The sequence below is a fragment of the Pantoea sp. SIMBA_079 genome, assembly GCF_046940275.1.
Lineage (GTDB): Bacteria > Pseudomonadota > Gammaproteobacteria > Enterobacterales > Enterobacteriaceae > Pantoea > Pantoea borealis.
On the sequence record NZ_JAWRYR010000023.1, the window covers coordinates 1 to 14,598 of the forward strand.

29 protein-coding genes and 1 pseudogene are annotated in these 14,598 nt (G+C 50.3%); all 30 read left to right on the top strand.

Features of this window, described 5'->3' with window-relative positions; genetic code table 11:
• A pseudogene (locus SB719_RS18380) lies at positions 1-74 on the top strand (elongation factor Tu); the annotation flags it as partial.
• A gap of 184 nt (positions 75-258) precedes the next feature.
• Positions 259-453 carry a bacterioferritin-associated ferredoxin gene (gene bfd, locus SB719_RS18385; RefSeq protein ID WP_065648464.1) on the top strand — a complete coding sequence of 65 codons (195 nt, stop codon included), beginning with the start codon at positions 259-261 and terminating at the stop codon, positions 451-453.
• 103 nt (positions 454-556) lie between these two features.
• Complete coding sequence (gene bfr / locus SB719_RS18390) at positions 557-1,039, top strand: bacterioferritin (RefSeq protein ID WP_039380825.1); 483 nt, start codon at positions 557-559, stop codon at positions 1,037-1,039.
• Between the two features lie 308 nt (positions 1,040-1,347).
• On the top strand, positions 1,348-1,659 hold the full coding sequence (gene rpsJ / locus SB719_RS18395) for a 30S ribosomal protein S10 (RefSeq protein WP_006120582.1): 312 nt from the start codon (positions 1,348-1,350) through the stop codon (positions 1,657-1,659).
• 32 nt (positions 1,660-1,691) lie between these two features.
• Entirely contained in the window at positions 1,692-2,318 is a 627-nt protein-coding gene (gene rplC / locus SB719_RS18400) for a 50S ribosomal protein L3 (protein WP_412159546.1), read from the top strand.
• A gap of 10 nt (positions 2,319-2,328) precedes the next feature.
• Entirely contained in the window at positions 2,329-2,934 is a 606-nt protein-coding gene (rplD, locus tag SB719_RS18405) for a 50S ribosomal protein L4 (protein WP_039380819.1), read from the top strand.
• Positions 2,931-3,233, top strand: coding sequence for a 50S ribosomal protein L23 (gene rplW / locus SB719_RS18410; RefSeq protein ID WP_065648466.1), 303 nt, complete (start codon positions 2,931-2,933; stop codon positions 3,231-3,233). The genes rplD and rplW overlap by 4 nt, the downstream gene beginning before the upstream one ends.
• A 17-nt stretch (positions 3,234-3,250) precedes the next feature.
• A complete protein-coding gene (gene rplB, locus SB719_RS18415; protein WP_039380813.1) occupies positions 3,251-4,072 on the top strand; it encodes a 50S ribosomal protein L2 in 822 nt (273 codons plus the stop codon).
• 16 nt (positions 4,073-4,088) lie between these two features.
• The gene (rpsS, locus tag SB719_RS18420; RefSeq protein ID WP_001138115.1) at positions 4,089-4,367 is read left to right on the top strand and encodes a 30S ribosomal protein S19; all 279 of its coding nucleotides are present in this window, start codon (positions 4,089-4,091) and stop codon (positions 4,365-4,367) included.
• A 13-nt stretch (positions 4,368-4,380) separates the two neighbouring features.
• Positions 4,381-4,713 carry a 50S ribosomal protein L22 gene (gene rplV / locus SB719_RS18425; RefSeq protein WP_007891659.1) on the top strand — a complete coding sequence of 111 codons (333 nt, stop codon included), beginning with the start codon at positions 4,381-4,383 and terminating at the stop codon, positions 4,711-4,713.
• Positions 4,714-4,730: 17 nt separating this feature from the next.
• On the top strand, positions 4,731-5,429 hold the full coding sequence (gene rpsC, locus SB719_RS18430; protein ID WP_009087585.1) for a 30S ribosomal protein S3: 699 nt from the start codon (positions 4,731-4,733) through the stop codon (positions 5,427-5,429).
• A 12-nt stretch (positions 5,430-5,441) separates the two neighbouring features.
• The gene (gene rplP / locus SB719_RS18435) at positions 5,442-5,852 is read left to right on the top strand and encodes a 50S ribosomal protein L16 (RefSeq protein ID WP_002438716.1); all 411 of its coding nucleotides are present in this window, start codon (positions 5,442-5,444) and stop codon (positions 5,850-5,852) included.
• Positions 5,852-6,040 carry a 50S ribosomal protein L29 gene (gene rpmC / locus SB719_RS18440; RefSeq protein ID WP_021508217.1) on the top strand — a complete coding sequence of 63 codons (189 nt, stop codon included), beginning with the start codon at positions 5,852-5,854 and terminating at the stop codon, positions 6,038-6,040. The genes rplP and rpmC overlap by 1 nt, the downstream gene beginning before the upstream one ends.
• Positions 6,040-6,294 carry a 30S ribosomal protein S17 gene (rpsQ, locus tag SB719_RS18445; RefSeq protein ID WP_010618568.1) on the top strand — a complete coding sequence of 85 codons (255 nt, stop codon included), beginning with the start codon at positions 6,040-6,042 and terminating at the stop codon, positions 6,292-6,294. Before rpmC ends, rpsQ begins: the two co-directional genes overlap by 1 nt.
• A 168-nt stretch (positions 6,295-6,462) precedes the next feature.
• Positions 6,463-6,834 (top strand): 50S ribosomal protein L14, encoded by a 372-nt coding sequence (gene rplN / locus SB719_RS18450; protein ID WP_006120590.1) that lies wholly within the window; start codon positions 6,463-6,465, stop codon positions 6,832-6,834.
• A gap of 10 nt (positions 6,835-6,844) precedes the next feature.
• The gene (rplX, locus tag SB719_RS18455) at positions 6,845-7,159 is read left to right on the top strand and encodes a 50S ribosomal protein L24 (RefSeq protein ID WP_021508218.1); all 315 of its coding nucleotides are present in this window, start codon (positions 6,845-6,847) and stop codon (positions 7,157-7,159) included.
• Positions 7,160-7,173: 14 nt separating this feature from the next.
• Entirely contained in the window at positions 7,174-7,713 is a 540-nt protein-coding gene (gene rplE, locus SB719_RS18460) for a 50S ribosomal protein L5 (RefSeq protein ID WP_013510763.1), read from the top strand.
• 14 nt (positions 7,714-7,727) lie between these two features.
• Entirely contained in the window at positions 7,728-8,033 is a 306-nt protein-coding gene (rpsN, locus tag SB719_RS18465; RefSeq protein WP_039380805.1) for a 30S ribosomal protein S14, read from the top strand.
• 32 nt (positions 8,034-8,065) lie between these two features.
• The gene (rpsH, locus tag SB719_RS18470) at positions 8,066-8,458 is read left to right on the top strand and encodes a 30S ribosomal protein S8 (RefSeq protein WP_065648467.1); all 393 of its coding nucleotides are present in this window, start codon (positions 8,066-8,068) and stop codon (positions 8,456-8,458) included.
• Between the two features lie 13 nt (positions 8,459-8,471).
• Positions 8,472-9,005: a 50S ribosomal protein L6 gene (rplF, locus tag SB719_RS18475; RefSeq protein ID WP_039380801.1), complete on the top strand. Its 534-nt coding sequence runs from the start codon at positions 8,472-8,474 to the stop codon at positions 9,003-9,005.
• Between the two features lie 9 nt (positions 9,006-9,014).
• Positions 9,015-9,368 carry a 50S ribosomal protein L18 gene (gene rplR / locus SB719_RS18480; RefSeq protein ID WP_013510760.1) on the top strand — a complete coding sequence of 118 codons (354 nt, stop codon included), beginning with the start codon at positions 9,015-9,017 and terminating at the stop codon, positions 9,366-9,368.
• 14 nt (positions 9,369-9,382) lie between these two features.
• Positions 9,383-9,883: a 30S ribosomal protein S5 gene (rpsE, locus tag SB719_RS18485; RefSeq protein ID WP_013510759.1), complete on the top strand. Its 501-nt coding sequence runs from the start codon at positions 9,383-9,385 to the stop codon at positions 9,881-9,883.
• 5 nt (positions 9,884-9,888) lie between these two features.
• Positions 9,889-10,068: a 50S ribosomal protein L30 gene (rpmD, locus tag SB719_RS18490; protein WP_039380794.1), complete on the top strand. Its 180-nt coding sequence runs from the start codon at positions 9,889-9,891 to the stop codon at positions 10,066-10,068.
• A gap of 3 nt (positions 10,069-10,071) precedes the next feature.
• Positions 10,072-10,506, top strand: a complete 435-nt coding sequence (gene rplO, locus SB719_RS18495) for a 50S ribosomal protein L15 (RefSeq protein ID WP_039380790.1) — start codon at positions 10,072-10,074, stop codon at positions 10,504-10,506.
• Between the two features lie 7 nt (positions 10,507-10,513).
• Positions 10,514-11,845, top strand: a complete 1,332-nt coding sequence (gene secY, locus SB719_RS18500) for a preprotein translocase subunit SecY (RefSeq protein WP_039380787.1) — start codon at positions 10,514-10,516, stop codon at positions 11,843-11,845.
• A 32-nt stretch (positions 11,846-11,877) separates the two neighbouring features.
• Positions 11,878-11,994, top strand: coding sequence for a 50S ribosomal protein L36 (rpmJ, locus tag SB719_RS18505; RefSeq protein WP_004160566.1), 117 nt, complete (start codon positions 11,878-11,880; stop codon positions 11,992-11,994).
• 146 nt (positions 11,995-12,140) lie between these two features.
• Entirely contained in the window at positions 12,141-12,497 is a 357-nt protein-coding gene (gene rpsM / locus SB719_RS18510) for a 30S ribosomal protein S13 (RefSeq protein WP_039380785.1), read from the top strand.
• A 16-nt stretch (positions 12,498-12,513) separates the two neighbouring features.
• Positions 12,514-12,903 (top strand): 30S ribosomal protein S11, encoded by a 390-nt coding sequence (rpsK, locus tag SB719_RS18515; protein ID WP_004160563.1) that lies wholly within the window; start codon positions 12,514-12,516, stop codon positions 12,901-12,903.
• Between the two features lie 33 nt (positions 12,904-12,936).
• Positions 12,937-13,557, top strand: coding sequence for a 30S ribosomal protein S4 (rpsD, locus tag SB719_RS18520; RefSeq protein WP_039380782.1), 621 nt, complete (start codon positions 12,937-12,939; stop codon positions 13,555-13,557).
• A gap of 25 nt (positions 13,558-13,582) precedes the next feature.
• On the top strand, positions 13,583-14,572 hold the full coding sequence (locus SB719_RS18525) for a DNA-directed RNA polymerase subunit alpha (protein ID WP_007891688.1): 990 nt from the start codon (positions 13,583-13,585) through the stop codon (positions 14,570-14,572).
• Positions 14,573-14,598: the final 26 nt, after the last annotated feature.

Sequence of the window (14,598 nt, forward strand, 5' to 3'; positions counted from 1 at the left end):
AGGGTCTGCGCTTCGCAATCCGCGAAGGCGGCCGTACCGTTGGCGCGGGCGTTGTTGCTTCTGTTATCGCTTAATTGTGTTAACGCCGGCAGCGGTTTTTAACCGCTGCTGTAGCAATCAGAAAGAGCACTCCGGTGCTCTTTTTTTTTGCCCGGCATAAACCTGCAAACCCATCGATAACCCCACAAACACTGCGTTGTAATAGCAACCATTCTCATTTACACTTTGATCAGAAATTGTACCGGAGCTGAATCTGAAATGTACGTCTGTCTGTGTAATGGGGTAAGTGACAAAACGCTGCGTGAAGTTGTACGCCGCTATCAGCCCAAATCGATCCAGCAGCTGCGCCAGCTGGTTCCGGTGGGAAAACAGTGTGGTAAATGCATCCGTGCAGCACGTGAAATCATGGATGAAGAGCTGCAGCATGTGCCGCTTTACAAAGAGATCGCCTGACATCACGCACAGAATGTCGTAATACCCACAAAAACTGTCACGCCTTTTTGACTTCTTTCTCTCCGCATCTACTATCTGGTTAACTGAAGAGGGGAGGGGTGATATGAAGGGCGACGTTAAAGTCATTGCACATCTCAATAAACTGCTCGGAAATGAGCTGGTCGCAATTAATCAGTATTTTCTGCACGCGCGCATGTTTAAAAACTGGGGGCTGATGCGCCTCAACGATATCGAATATCATGAATCGATCGATGAGATGAAGCACGCCGACAAATATATCGAACGTATTCTCTTTCTCGAAGGTATCCCCAATCTGCAGGATCTGGGGCGTCTGCGTATAGGTGAGGACGTGCCGGAGATGCTGCAGTCCGATTTGCAGTTGGAGCTGGAAGGGGCAAAAGATCTGCGCGAAGCCATTGCCTGGGCGGATAAAGTTCACGACTATGTGAGTCGTGACATGATGATTGAAATTCTGGCTGATGAAGAGCATCACATCGACTTTCTGGAGACCGAACTCGACCTTATTCAGAAAATTGGCCTGCAGAACTACCTGCAGTCGCAAATCAGCGAAAAGGCAGACGAATAGAGGTCTGCGCATACCTGTTATGCCAACCCGCCCGACAGTCATGCCCGGCGGGTTTTCTTTTGCCTGAATTTTTATGGTTAAAAACAGAGCACGGGTTGCTTCCTGAGCGTAATTACGTATAATACGCCGGCCTACCGACATTGGTATGGCGCGATTCGAGCAGAATCGCAGGTGACAATGCTAGGTGTGTCGCCTGACAATACTCCCGATTGGGGAGTTATATGCTGAACGATTACACTCCCCCATCAATCGTAATGGGTGTGGGTAGTAATTTTTTTCGTTTATAAAATGTTTGGAGCCTTGGTCTCATGTCGAACCAAAGAATCCGTATCCGTCTTAAAGCGTTTGATCATCGTCTGATCGATCAATCAACCGCGGAAATCGTTGAGACTGCCAAGCGCACTGGTGCGCAGGTTCGTGGTCCAATTCCGCTGCCGACCCGCAAAGAGCGCTTCACCGTTCTGATCTCTCCGCACGTTAACAAAGATGCGCGTGATCAGTACGAAATCCGCACTCACAAGCGTCTGGTAGACATCGTTGAGCCAACTGAAAAAACCGTTGATGCTCTGATGCGTCTGGATCTGGCTGCCGGTGTTGACGTGCAGATCAGCCTGGGTTAATCAGGTCATCGAGCGATTGAGAGGTTGATACAATGAGTGGTTTAGTCGGTAAAAAAGTGGGCATGACTCGCGTCTTCACTGAAGATGGCGTTTCAATCCCAGTAACCGTAATTGAAATTGAAGCAAACCGCGTTACTCAGGTCAAAGATCTGGAAAACGATGGTTACCAGGCGATCCAGGTTACCACCGGTGCTAAAAAAGCAAACCGTGTGACCAAGCCGGAAGCAGGTCATTATGCTAAAGCTGGCGTTGAAGCTGGCCGTGGTCTGTGGGAATTCCGCACCGAAGGTGAAGAGTACTCCGTAGGCCAGAGCATCAGTGTTGAAATTTTCGCTGACGTTAAAAAAGTAGACGTTACCGGTACCTCTAAAGGTAAAGGTTTCGCAGGTACCGTTAAGCGCTGGAACTTCCGTACCCAGGACGCTACACACGGTAACTCCTTGTCTCACCGCGTTCCGGGTTCTATCGGTCAGAACCAGACTCCGGGCAAAGTGTTCAAAGGCAAGAAAATGGCTGGTCAGCTGGGTAACGAGCGCGTAACCGTTCAGAGCCTGGAAGTAGTACGTGTTGACGCTGAGCGCAACCTGCTGCTGGTCAAAGGTGCTGTCCCGGGTGCAACCGGCAGCGACCTGATTGTTAAACCAGCTGTGAAGGCGTAAGGGGATAGCAATGGAATTAGTACTGAAAGACGCGCAGAGCGCGCTGACTGTTTCCGAAACTACCTTCGGTCGTGATTTCAACGAAGCGCTGGTTCACCAGGTTGTTGTTGCTTATGCCGCAGGTGCTCGTCAGGGTACTCGTGCGCAGAAGACTCGTGCTGAAGTAACTGGTTCAGGCAAAAAGCCGTGGCGCCAGAAAGGTACCGGCCGTGCGCGTTCAGGTTCTGTTAAGAGCCCGATCTGGCGTTCAGGTGGCGTGACCTTCGCTGCTCGTCCACAGGACCACAGTCAAAAAGTTAACAAAAAGATGTACCGCGGCGCGCTGAAAAGCATTCTGTCCGAGCTGGTACGTCAGGACCGTCTGATCGTTGTCGAGTCGTTCTCTGTAGAAGCACCGAAAACCAAGCTGCTGGTACAGAAACTGAAAGACATGGCGCTGGAAGACGTGCTGATCATCACCGGTGAACTGGATGAAAATCTGTTCCTGGCTGCGCGTAACCTGTACAAGGTTGACGTGCGTGACGCAGCAAGTATCGACCCAGTTAGCCTGATCGCCTTCGACAAAGTCGTTATGACTGCTGAAGCAGTTAAGCAAGTTGAGGAGATGCTGGCATGATCCGTGAAGAACGTCTGCTGAAAGTACTGCGCGCGCCGCACGTATCTGAAAAAGCATCAACCGCGATGGAAAAAACCAATACCATCGTTCTCAAAGTTGCGAAAGATGCGACCAAAGCAGAGATCGTTGCTGCTGTTGAGAAACTGTTCGAAGTAGAAGTTAAAGACGTAAATACCCTGGTTGTTAAGGGTAAAGTTAAGCGTCACGGACAGCGTATCGGTCGTCGTAACGACTGGAAAAAAGCTTACGTTACCCTGAAGGAAGGCCAGAATCTGGACTTCGTCGGCGGCGCTGAGTAAGTCGGAGGAGAAAGACAATGGCAGTTGTTAAATGTAAACCGACATCTCCGGGTCGTCGCCATGTAGTTAAAGTGGTGAACCCTGAGCTGCACAAAGGCAAACCATTTGCCGCGCTGGTTGAAAAAAACAGCAAATCCGGTGGTCGTAACAACAATGGTCGTATCACTACCCGTCATATCGGTGGTGGTCACAAGCAGGCTTACCGTATTGTTGACTTCAAACGCAACAAAGATGGTATCCCGGCAGTTGTTGAGCGTCTTGAGTACGATCCGAACCGTTCTGCGAACATCGCACTGGTTCTGTACAAAGATGGCGAGCGCCGTTACATTCTGGCCCCTAAAGGCCTGAAAGCTGGCGACCAGATTCAGTCTGGCGTTGATGCTGCGATTAAAGCAGGTAACACCCTGCCGATGCGTAACATCCCAGTTGGTTCTACCGTGCACAACGTAGAAATGAAACCAGGCAAAGGCGGTCAGATTGCTCGCTCTGCTGGTGCTTACGTGCAGATCGTTGCGCGTGAAGGTTCTTACGTGACCCTGCGTCTGCGTTCAGGCGAAATGCGTAAAGTCGAATCTGACTGCCGCGCAACCCTGGGCGAAGTCGGTAACGCTGAGCACATGCTGCGCGTTCTGGGTAAAGCCGGTGCAGCCCGTTGGCGTGGTGTTCGTCCTACCGTTCGCGGTACTGCGATGAACCCAGTCGATCACCCGCACGGTGGTGGTGAAGGTCGTAACTTTGGTAAGCACCCGGTTTCACCGTGGGGCGTTCAGACCAAAGGTAAGAAGACCCGTAGCAACAAGCGTACTGATAAATTTATCGTACGTCGCCGTAGCAAATAATTTTAGAGGATAAGCCATGCCACGTTCTCTCAAGAAAGGTCCTTTTATTGACCTGCACTTGCTGAAGAAGGTAGAGAAAGCGGTGGAAAGCGGTGACAAGAAGCCCCTGCGCACTTGGTCCCGTCGTTCAACGATCTTCCCTAACATGATCGGTTTGACCATCGCTGTCCATAATGGTCGTCAGCACGTTCCAGTCTTTGTTTCCGACGAAATGGTTGGTCACAAGCTGGGCGAATTCGCACCGACACGTACTTATCGCGGCCATGCTGCAGATAAGAAAGCCAAGAAGAAATAAGTAGGAGGAAGAGATGGAAACTATTGCTCAACATCGCCATGCTCGTTCTTCTGCTCAGAAGGTTCGCCTGGTGGCAGACCTGATTCGCGGTAAGAAAGTGTCGCAGGCTCTGGATATTCTGACTTACACCAACAAGAAAGCGGCTGTACTGGTTAAGAAAGTCCTGGAATCTGCCATTGCTAACGCCGAACACAACGATGGCGCTGATATCGACGATCTGAAAGTTGCGAAAATTTTCGTAGACGAAGGCCCAAGCATGAAGCGCATTATGCCGCGTGCAAAAGGTCGTGCAGATCGCATCCTGAAGCGCACCAGCCACATTACTGTGGTTGTGTCCGATCGCTGAGACTCTGGAGACTAGCAATGGGTCAGAAAGTACATCCTAATGGTATTCGCCTGGGTATTGTAAAACCATGGAACTCTACCTGGTTTGCGAACACCAAAGAATTCGCTGACAACCTCGACAGCGATTTTAAAGTACGTCAGTTCCTGACTAAAGAACTGGCTAAAGCGTCTGTATCTCGTATCGTTATCGAGCGTCCGGCTAAGAGCATCCGTGTGACCATTCACACTGCTCGCCCGGGTATCGTTATCGGTAAGAAAGGTGAAGACGTAGAAAAACTGCGTACGGTCGTCGCGAATATCGCTGGCGTTCCTGCTCAGATCAATATCGCCGAAGTCCGTAAACCGGAACTGGACGCTAAATTGGTTGCTGACAGCATCACTTCACAGCTGGAGCGTCGTGTGATGTTCCGTCGTGCTATGAAGCGTGCTGTACAGAACGCAATGCGTCTGGGCGCTAAAGGTATTAAAGTTGAAGTCAGCGGCCGTCTGGGCGGTGCTGAGATCGCACGTACCGAATGGTATCGTGAAGGTCGCGTACCGCTGCACACTCTGCGTGCGGACATTGACTACAACACCTCTGAAGCGCACACCACTTATGGTGTAATCGGCGTTAAGGTATGGATCTTCAAAGGTGAGATCCTGGGTGGTATGGCTGCTGTTGAACAACCGGAACCGGCTGCTCAACCTAAAAAGCAGCAGCGTAAAGGCCGTAAGTAAGGAGAGTCGCTGATGTTACAACCAAAGCGTACAAAATTCCGTAAAGTGCACAAAGGCCGTAACCGCGGTCTGGCGCAGGGTACGGATGTTAGCTTCGGTACTTTCGGTCTGAAAGCTGTTGGCCGTGGTCGTCTGACCGCTCGTCAGATCGAAGCAGCACGTCGTGCTATGACCCGTGCAGTTAAGCGTCAAGGTAAGATCTGGATCCGTGTATTCCCGGACAAACCGATCACCGAGAAGCCGCTGGAAGTGCGTATGGGTAAAGGTAAGGGTAACGTTGAGTATTGGGTTGCCCTGATTCAGCCTGGTAAAGTCCTGTATGAAATGGACGGCGTACCGGAAGAGCTGGCCCGTGAAGCCTTCAAGCTGGCAGCAGCAAAACTGCCTATCAAAACCACCTTTGTAACTAAGACGGTGATGTAATGAAAGCAACTGAGCTGCGTGAAAAAAGCGTTGAAGAGCTGAACACTGAGCTGCTTAACCTCCTGCGTGAGCAGTTTAACCTGCGCATGCAGGCAGCATCTGGCCAGCTGCAGCAGACCCATCTGCTGAAGCAAGTTCGCCGTGATGTTGCGCGCGTTAAGACTTTACTGACTGAGAAGGCGGCGTAATGACCGATAAAATCCGTACTCTGCAAGGTCGTGTTGTTAGTGACAAAATGCAGAAATCTGCTGTTGTCGCTATCGAACGTTTCGTGAAGCACCCGATCTACGGTAAATTCATCAAACGTACGACTAAGCTGCACATCCATGACGAGAACAATGAGTGTGGTATTGGTGACGTGGTTGAGATCCGCGAAACCCGTCCACTTTCCAAGACTAAGTCCTGGACTCTGGTTCGCGTTGTAGAGAAAGCGATTCTGTAATAGAATTCGTTTCCTCTAAAAACAAAATGAACGGCTCTCGCGAGCCGTTCATTTTTTCTACCCATCTGCGAGATCCGGTGTTATAATGCCGCGCCCTCAATTATGGGGCTTTTTAACGACCTGAGGTTTGGGTCCCGAAGTAGTAGTTGACATTAGCGGAGCACTAAAATGATCCAAGAACAGACTATGCTGAACGTCGCCGACAACTCCGGTGCACGTCGCGTAATGTGTATCAAGGTTCTGGGTGGCTCGCACCGTCGCTACGCAGGCGTCGGCGATATCATCAAAGTGACCATCAAGGAAGCAATTCCGCGTGGCAAGGTGAAAAAAGGTGATGTCCTGAAAGCGGTAGTGGTGCGCACCAGGAAGGGTGTTCGTCGCCCGGACGGTTCTGTCATTCGCTTCGATGGCAATGCATGCGTTATTCTGAACAATAACAGTGAGCAGCCAATCGGAACGCGTATTTTTGGGCCGGTAACTCGTGAACTTCGCACTGAAAAGTTCATGAAAATTATCTCTCTGGCACCAGAAGTACTCTAAGGAGCGAGCAATGGCAGCTAAAATCCGTCGTAACGACGAAGTTATTGTTCTTACCGGTAAAGACAAAGGTAAGCGCGGTAAAGTAAAGAACGTCCTGACTTCTGGTAAAGTCATCGTTGAAGGTATCAACCTGGTTAAGAAACACCAGAAGCCGGTTCCGGCTCTGAACCAGCCAGGTGGCATCGTTGAAAAAGAAGCTGCAATTCAGGTTTCTAACGTTGCAATCTTCAATGCGGCAACCGGCAAGGCTGACCGTGTAGGCTTTAGATTCGAAGACGGTAAAAAAGTCCGTTTCTTCAAGTCTAACAGCGAAACTATCAAGTAATTTGGAGTAGTACGATGGCGAAACTGCATGATTACTACAAAGACGAAGTAGTCCAGAAACTCATGACAGAGTTTGGCTACAATTCTGTCATGCAAGTCCCTCGGGTCGAGAAGATCACCCTGAACATGGGTGTTGGTGAAGCGATCGCTGACAAGAAACTGCTGGATAACGCAGCAGCTGACCTGGCAGCAATCTCCGGTCAAAAACCGCTGATCACCAAAGCACGCAAATCAGTTGCAGGCTTCAAAATCCGTCAGGGCTATCCGATCGGCTGTAAAGTAACTCTGCGTGGCGAACGCATGTGGGAGTTCTTTGAGCGTCTGATCACTATTGCTGTACCACGTATTCGTGACTTCCGCGGTCTTTCTGCGAAGTCTTTCGACGGTCGTGGTAACTACAGCATGGGCGTACGTGAGCAGATCATCTTCCCAGAAATCGACTACGACAAAGTCGATCGCGTTCGTGGTTTGGATATTACCATTACCACTACTGCGAAATCTGATGATGAAGGCCGTGCACTGCTGGCTGCCTTTGACTTCCCGTTCCGCAAGTAAGGTAGGGTTACTTAATGGCTAAGCAATCTATGAAAGCACGCGAAGTTAAGCGTGTGAAATTAGCAGACAAGTTCTTCGCAAAACGCGTTGAGCTGAAAGCAATCATTTCTGATGTGAACGCATCTGACGAAGATCGTTGGAATGCCGTTCTCAAGCTGCAGAGTCTGCCGCGTGATTCCAGCCCTTCCCGTCAGCGTAATCGCTGCCGTCAGACAGGTCGTCCGCACGGTTTCCTGCGGAAGTTTGGGTTGAGCCGTATCAAGGTCCGTGAAGCCGCTATGCGCGGTGAAATCCCGGGTCTGAAAAAGGCTAGCTGGTAATTGTCACCATTTGAATCACGGGAGTAACACAGATGAGCATGCAAGATCCGATCGCGGATATGCTGACCCGTATCCGTAACGGTCAGGCCGCGAACAAAGTTGCGGTCTCTATGCCTTCCTCCAAGCTGAAAGTGGCAATTGCCAACGTGCTGAAGGAAGAAGGCTATATTGAAGATTTTAAAATCGAAGGCGACATCAAGCCGGAACTGGAACTGACTCTTAAGTATTTCCAGGGTAAAGCTGTTGTAGAAAGCATTCAACGTGTTAGCCGTCCAGGTCTGCGCATCTATAAAAGAAAAGATGAGCTGCCAAAAGTGATGGCTGGTATGGGTATTGCTGTAATTTCTACCTCTAAAGGTGTCATGACTGATCGTGCAGCGCGCCAGGCTGGTCTTGGTGGCGAAATTATCTGCTACGTAGCGTAATCGGAGGAATAAAATGTCTCGTGTTGCAAAAGCACCTGTCGTTATTCCTGCCGGCGTAGAGGTAAAACTCAACGGTCAGGAAGTTTCGATCAAAGGCAAAAACGGCGAGCTGACTCGTACTATCAACAATGCTGTTGAAATCAAGCAGGAAGACAACACCCTGACTTTTGCTCCACGCAAAGGTTATGCGGATGGTTGGGCACAGGCAGGTACTGCTCGTGCACTGCTGAACGGCATGGTTATCGGTGTTACCGACGGCTTCACTAAGAAGCTGCAACTGGTTGGTGTTGGTTATCGTGCAGCTGTTAAAGGCAACTCTGTGAGTCTGGCCCTGGGCTTCTCTCACCCTGTTGAACATGCACTGCCGGCCGGCATCACTGCTGAATGTCCGACTCAAACTGAAATCGTGCTGAAAGGCGCTGATAAGCAGGTTATCGGACAGGTTGCAGCTGATCTGCGCGCCTACCGTCGTCCTGAGCCTTACAAAGGCAAGGGTGTTCGTTACGCCGACGAAGTCGTGCGTACCAAAGAGGCTAAGAAGAAGTAAGGTAACACTATGGATAAGAAATCTGCTCGTATCCGTCGTGCGACCCGTGCACGTCGCAAGCTCAAAGAGCTGGGTGCTACTCGCCTGGTGGTACATCGTACCCCGCGTCACATTTACGCACAGGTAATCGCCCCGAACGGTTCCGAAGTTCTGGTTGCTGCTTCTACTGTAGAAAAAGCTATCGCTGAACAACTGAAGTATACCGGTAACAAAGACGCTGCTGCAGCTGTAGGTAAAGCTCTGGCTGAGCGCGCTATCGAAAAAGGCATCAAAGATGTTTCTTTCGATCGTTCCGGGTTCCAATATCATGGTCGCGTCCAGGCACTTGCAGATGCTGCTCGTGAAGCTGGCCTTCAGTTCTAAGGTAGAGGTCTAAGATGGCACACATCGAGAAACAAGCTGGCGAACTGCAGGAAAAATTGATCGCGGTAAACCGTGTTTCTAAAACTGTGAAAGGTGGTCGTATTTTCTCCTTCACCGCACTGACTGTAGTGGGTGATGGTAACGGCCGCGTGGGTTTTGGTTACGGTAAAGCGCGTGAAGTTCCAGCAGCGATCCAGAAAGCGATGGAAAAAGCCCGTCGCAATATGATTAACGTCGCGCTGACTCACGGCACTCTGCAGCACCCTGTAAAAGGTGCGCACACGGGTTCTCGTGTGTTCATGCAGCCGGCTTCTGAAGGTACCGGTATCATCGCCGGTGGTGCAATGCGCGCCGTCCTGGAAGTCGCTGGAGTTCATAACGTTCTGGCTAAAGCATATGGTTCCACCAACCCGATTAACGTGGTTCGTGCAACTATTGATGGCCTGGGCAATATGAAATCTCCGGAAATGGTCGCTGCCAAGCGTGGTAAATCCGTTGAAGAAATTCTGGGGTAATCACGATGGCTAAGACTATTAAAATTACACAAACCCGCAGTTCAATCGGCCGCCTGCCTAAGCACAAAGCCACTCTGATTGGCCTGGGTCTGCGTCGTATTGGTCACACCGTTGAGCGTGAAGACACGCCTGCTGTACGCGGTATGGTCAACGCGATTTCCTACATGCTGAAAGTGGAGGAGTAAGAGATGCGTTTAAACACTCTGTCTCCGGCCGAAGGGTCTAAACACGCTTCCAAGCGTCTGGGTCGTGGTATCGGTTCTGGCCTCGGCAAAACCGGCGGTCGTGGTCACAAAGGTCAGAACTCACGTTCTGGCGGTGGCGTACGTCGTGGTTTCGAGGGTGGTCAGATGCCTCTGTACCGTCGTCTGCCGAAGTTCGGCTTCACTTCACGCAAATCATTCGTGACGACTGAAGTTCGTCTGTCTGATCTGGCGAAAGTGGAAGGCGGTATTGTTGACCTGAACACGCTGAAAGCAGCCAACATCATCGGTGTTCAGATTGAATTCGCGAAAGTGATTCTGTCTGGTGAAGTTACTACACCGGTAACGATTCGTGGACTGCGTGTCACCAAAGGTGCTCGTGCTGCAATCGAAGCTGCTGGCGGTAAAATCGAGGAATAAGTAGCAGATGGCAAAGCAACCGGGATTAGATTTTCAAAGCGCCAAAGGGGGCTTTGGTGAACTGAAGCGCAGACTATTGTTTGTAATCGGTGCACTGATTGTCTTCCGCATTGGCTCTTTTATTCCAATCCCCGGTATCGATGCCACTGTACTTGCCAAACTGCTTGAGCAACAGCGTGGCACCATCATTGAAATGTTCAACATGTTCTCTGGTGGTGCTCTCAGTCGTGCCTCAATCTTCGCGCTGGGTATTATGCCGTATATTTCGGCCTCTATTATTATCCAGCTGCTGACGGTGGTTCATCCCGCCCTGGCAGAGATTAAGAAAGAGGGTGAGGCTGGCCGTCGTAAGATTAGCCAGTACACCCGCTATGGCACCCTGGTTCTGGCCATATTTCAGTCGATTGGTATCGCTACCGGTCTGCCGAATATGCCAGGAATGCAGGGCCTGGTGTTAAATCCGGGCTTCGCATTCTACTTTACCGCTGTTGTGAGTCTGGTCACCGGAACAATGTTCCTGATGTGGCTGGGCGAACAGATTACTGAACGAGGTATCGGTAACGGTATTTCAATCATTATCTTCGCAGGTATTGTTGCGGGTCTTCCGCCGGCCATTGGCCATACCATCGAGCAAGCGCGGCAAGGCGACCTGCACTTTCTTCTGTTGCTGTTGGTTGCAGTTCTTGTATTTGCAGTGACGTTCTTTGTTATTTTCGTTGAGCGTGGCCAGCGTCGTATCGTGGTCAACTACGCTAAACGTCAGCAGGGACGTCGTGTATATGCTGCACAGAGCACACATTTACCGTTGAAAGTGAATATGGCAGGTGTCATTCCAGCTATCTTCGCTTCCAGCATTATTCTGTTCCCGGCAACGATAGCATCCTGGTTCGGGAGCGGTAGTGGTTGGAACTGGCTGACAACAATTTCGCTGTATTTGCAGCCAGGACAGCCGCTTTATGTGCTACTCTATGCGACTGCAATCATCTTCTTCTGTTTCTTCTACACGGCGCTGGTGTTTAACCCGCGTGAAACAGCAGATAACCTGAAGAAGTCTGGTGCATTCGTACCGGGAATTCGTCCGGGAGAGCAAACGGCGAAGTATATCGATAAAGTTATGACACGTCTCACCTTAATCGGTGCGCTGTATATTACTTTTATCTGCCTGATCCCGGAGTTCATGCGTGATGCCATGAAGGTTCCCTTCTACTTTGGCGGTACTTCACTGCTGATTGTAGTGGTCGTCATCATGGACTTTATGGCTCAAGTGCAAACTCTGATGATGTCTAGTCAGTATGAGTCTGCATTGAAAAAAGCTAATCTGAAAGGCTATGGCCGTTAATTCAGTAGCTTGAGAAGTTACGGAGAGTAAAAATGAAAGTTCGTGCTTCCGTCAAGAAATTATGTCGTAACTGCAAAATCATTCGTCGCGACGGTGTCGTACGTGTGATCTGCAGCGCCGAGCCTAAGCATAAACAGCGCCAGGGCTGATTAAGTCACATATTTTTCTTGCAAAGTCGGGTTGAGCTGGCTAGATTAGCCAGCCAATCTTTTGTATGTCGATGCGTTTCCATTTGAGTATCCTGAAAACGGGCTTTTCAGCATGGTTCGCATTTATTTAATTATAGGAGTGCATAGTGGCCCGTATAGCAGGCATTAACATTCCTGATCATAAACATACCGTTATCGCATTAACTTCGATCTTCGGTATCGGCAAAACTCGTTCCAAAGCTATCTGCGTTGAAACGGGCATTGCTGAAAATGTTAAGATCAGTGAGCTGTCTGAAGAACAGATTGATCAGCTGCGTGAAGCAGTTGGTAAATTCGTTGTTGAAGGTGATCTGCGCCGTGAAATCACCCTGAGCATCAAGCGTCTTATGGACCTTGGTTGCTACCGTGGTTTACGCCATCGTCGTGGTCTGCCAGTTCGCGGTCAGCGTACTAAGACCAACGCACGTACCCGTAAGGGTCCGCGTAAACCGATCAAGAAATAATCGGGGTGAGTAAATAATGGCAAAGGCACCAGTTCGTGCACGTAAGCGTGTAAGAAAACAAGTCTCAGATGGCGTGGCTCATGTCCATGCGTCTTTTAACAACACCATCGTTACCATTACTGATCGTCAGGGTAACGCACTGGGTTGGGCAACCGCCGGTGGTTCCGGTTTCCGCGGTTCACGTAAATCTACTCCGTTTGCTGCTCAGGTCGCTGCAGAGCGCTGTGCAGAAGCGGTAAAAGATTACGGTATTAAGAACCTGGAAGTTATGGTTAAGGGTCCAGGTCCAGGCCGCGAATCTACGATTCGTGCTCTGAACGCTGCCGGTTTCCGCATCACGAATATTACTGATGTGACTCCGATCCCTCACAACGGTTGTCGTCCGCCGAAAAAACGTCGCGTATAACGCCCCGTTTTTTAGGTTAGTTGGAGAAAGAAAATGGCAAGATATTTGGGTCCTAAGCTCAAGCTGAGCCGTCGCGAGGGTACCGACTTATTCCTTAAGTCTGGCGTTCGCGCGATTGATTCCAAGTGCAAAATTGAACAAGCCCCTGGTCAGCATGGTGCGCGTAAACCGCGTCTGTCTGATTACGGCGGTCAGTTACGTGAAAAGCAGAAAGTTCGTCGTATGTACGGCGTGCTGGAGCGTCAGTTCCGTAACTACTATAAAGAAGCAGCACGTCTGAAAGGCAACACCGGTGAAAACCTGTTAGCTCTGCTGGAAGGTCGTCTGGATAACGTAGTTTACCGTATGGGCTTTGGCGCCACTCGTGCAGAAGCACGTCAGCTGGTTAGCCACAAATCTATTCTGGTAAATGGCCGCGTTGTTAACATCGCTTCTTATCAGGTATCTCCGAATGATGTCGTAAGCATCCGTGAGAAAGCCAAAAAGCAATCTCGCGTGAAGGCCGCTCTGGAGCTGGCTGAGCAGCGTGAAAAGCCAACCTGGCTGGAAGTTGATGCGACCAAGATGGAAGGTGTGTTCAAGCGTATGCCTGAGCGTACTGATCTGTCTGCGGACATTAACGAACACCTGATCGTCGAGCTTTACTCTAAGTAAAGCTTAGTACCAAAGAGAGGACACAATGCAGGGTTCTGTGACAGAGTTTCTAAAACCGCGCCTGGTAGATATCGAGCAAGTGAGTTCGACGCACGCCAAGGTGACCCTTGAACCATTAGAGCGTGGCTTTGGCCATACTCTTGGTAACGCACTGCGCCGTATTCTGCTTTCTTCCATGCCGGGTTGCGCGGTGACCGAGGTTGAAATTGATGGCGTGCTGCATGAGTACTCCACCAAAGAGGGCGTTCAGGAAGATATCCTGGAAATCCTGCTCAACCTGAAAGGGCTGGCGGTAAGAGTTCAGGGTAAAGATGAAGTCATCCTTACTTTGAATAAATCTGGCATTGGCCCTGTGACTGCAGCCGACATCACCCATGATGGTGATGTCGAAATCGTCAAGCCGCAGCATGTGATCTGCCATCTGACCGATGAAAACGCATCTATTAGCATGCGCATCAAAGTTCAGCGTGGTCGTGGTTATGTGCCGGCGTCTGCCCGAATTCATTCGGAAGAAGATGAGCGCCCAATCGGCCGCCTGCTGGTCGACGCTTGCTACAGCCCTGTAGACCGTATCGCCTACAATGTTGAAGCAGCGCGTGTAGAGCAGCGCACCGACCTGGACAAGCTGGTCATCGAAATGGAAACCAACGGCACAATCGATCCTGAAGAGGCGATTCGTCGTGCGGCCACCATCCTGGCAGAACAACTGGAAGCTTTCGTTGACCTACGTGACGTACGTCAGCCGGAAGTGAAAGAAGAGAAACCAGAATTCGATCCGATCCTGCTGCGCCCTGTTGACGATCTGGAATTGACTGTCCGCTCTGCTAACTGCCTTAAGGCAGAAGCTATCCACTACATCGGTGATCTGGTACAGCGTACTGAGGTTGAGCTGCTTAAAACGCCTAACCTCGGTAAAAAATCTCTTACTGAGATTAAAGATGTGCTCGCTTCACGTGGTCTGTCTCTGGGCATGCGCCTGGAAAACTGGCCACCAGCAAGCATCGCTGATGAATAAACCGATCACAGGTTAAGGTTTCACTG

Coding starts and splice junctions, on each gene's coding strand:
- bfd (WP_065648464.1), top strand. CDS start 259: ATGTACGTCTGTCTGTGTAATGGGGTAAGTGACAAAACGCTGCGTGAA.
- bfr (WP_039380825.1), top strand. CDS start 557: ATGAAGGGCGACGTTAAAGTCATTGCACATCTCAATAAACTGCTCGGA.
- rpsJ (WP_006120582.1), top strand. CDS start 1,348: ATGTCGAACCAAAGAATCCGTATCCGTCTTAAAGCGTTTGATCATCGT.
- rplC (WP_412159546.1), top strand. CDS start 1,692: ATGAGTGGTTTAGTCGGTAAAAAAGTGGGCATGACTCGCGTCTTCACT.
- rplD (WP_039380819.1), top strand. CDS start 2,329: ATGGAATTAGTACTGAAAGACGCGCAGAGCGCGCTGACTGTTTCCGAA.
- rplW (WP_065648466.1), top strand. CDS start 2,931: ATGATCCGTGAAGAACGTCTGCTGAAAGTACTGCGCGCGCCGCACGTA.
- rplB (WP_039380813.1), top strand. CDS start 3,251: ATGGCAGTTGTTAAATGTAAACCGACATCTCCGGGTCGTCGCCATGTA.
- rpsS (WP_001138115.1), top strand. CDS start 4,089: ATGCCACGTTCTCTCAAGAAAGGTCCTTTTATTGACCTGCACTTGCTG.
- rplV (WP_007891659.1), top strand. CDS start 4,381: ATGGAAACTATTGCTCAACATCGCCATGCTCGTTCTTCTGCTCAGAAG.
- rpsC (WP_009087585.1), top strand. CDS start 4,731: ATGGGTCAGAAAGTACATCCTAATGGTATTCGCCTGGGTATTGTAAAA.
- rplP (WP_002438716.1), top strand. CDS start 5,442: ATGTTACAACCAAAGCGTACAAAATTCCGTAAAGTGCACAAAGGCCGT.
- rpmC (WP_021508217.1), top strand. CDS start 5,852: ATGAAAGCAACTGAGCTGCGTGAAAAAAGCGTTGAAGAGCTGAACACT.
- rpsQ (WP_010618568.1), top strand. CDS start 6,040: ATGACCGATAAAATCCGTACTCTGCAAGGTCGTGTTGTTAGTGACAAA.
- rplN (WP_006120590.1), top strand. CDS start 6,463: ATGATCCAAGAACAGACTATGCTGAACGTCGCCGACAACTCCGGTGCA.
- rplX (WP_021508218.1), top strand. CDS start 6,845: ATGGCAGCTAAAATCCGTCGTAACGACGAAGTTATTGTTCTTACCGGT.
- rplE (WP_013510763.1), top strand. CDS start 7,174: ATGGCGAAACTGCATGATTACTACAAAGACGAAGTAGTCCAGAAACTC.
- rpsN (WP_039380805.1), top strand. CDS start 7,728: ATGGCTAAGCAATCTATGAAAGCACGCGAAGTTAAGCGTGTGAAATTA.
- rpsH (WP_065648467.1), top strand. CDS start 8,066: ATGAGCATGCAAGATCCGATCGCGGATATGCTGACCCGTATCCGTAAC.
- rplF (WP_039380801.1), top strand. CDS start 8,472: ATGTCTCGTGTTGCAAAAGCACCTGTCGTTATTCCTGCCGGCGTAGAG.
- rplR (WP_013510760.1), top strand. CDS start 9,015: ATGGATAAGAAATCTGCTCGTATCCGTCGTGCGACCCGTGCACGTCGC.
- rpsE (WP_013510759.1), top strand. CDS start 9,383: ATGGCACACATCGAGAAACAAGCTGGCGAACTGCAGGAAAAATTGATC.
- rpmD (WP_039380794.1), top strand. CDS start 9,889: ATGGCTAAGACTATTAAAATTACACAAACCCGCAGTTCAATCGGCCGC.
- rplO (WP_039380790.1), top strand. CDS start 10,072: ATGCGTTTAAACACTCTGTCTCCGGCCGAAGGGTCTAAACACGCTTCC.
- secY (WP_039380787.1), top strand. CDS start 10,514: ATGGCAAAGCAACCGGGATTAGATTTTCAAAGCGCCAAAGGGGGCTTT.
- rpmJ (WP_004160566.1), top strand. CDS start 11,878: ATGAAAGTTCGTGCTTCCGTCAAGAAATTATGTCGTAACTGCAAAATC.
- rpsK (WP_004160563.1), top strand. CDS start 12,514: ATGGCAAAGGCACCAGTTCGTGCACGTAAGCGTGTAAGAAAACAAGTC.
- rpsD (WP_039380782.1), top strand. CDS start 12,937: ATGGCAAGATATTTGGGTCCTAAGCTCAAGCTGAGCCGTCGCGAGGGT.
- SB719_RS18525 (WP_007891688.1), top strand. CDS start 13,583: ATGCAGGGTTCTGTGACAGAGTTTCTAAAACCGCGCCTGGTAGATATC.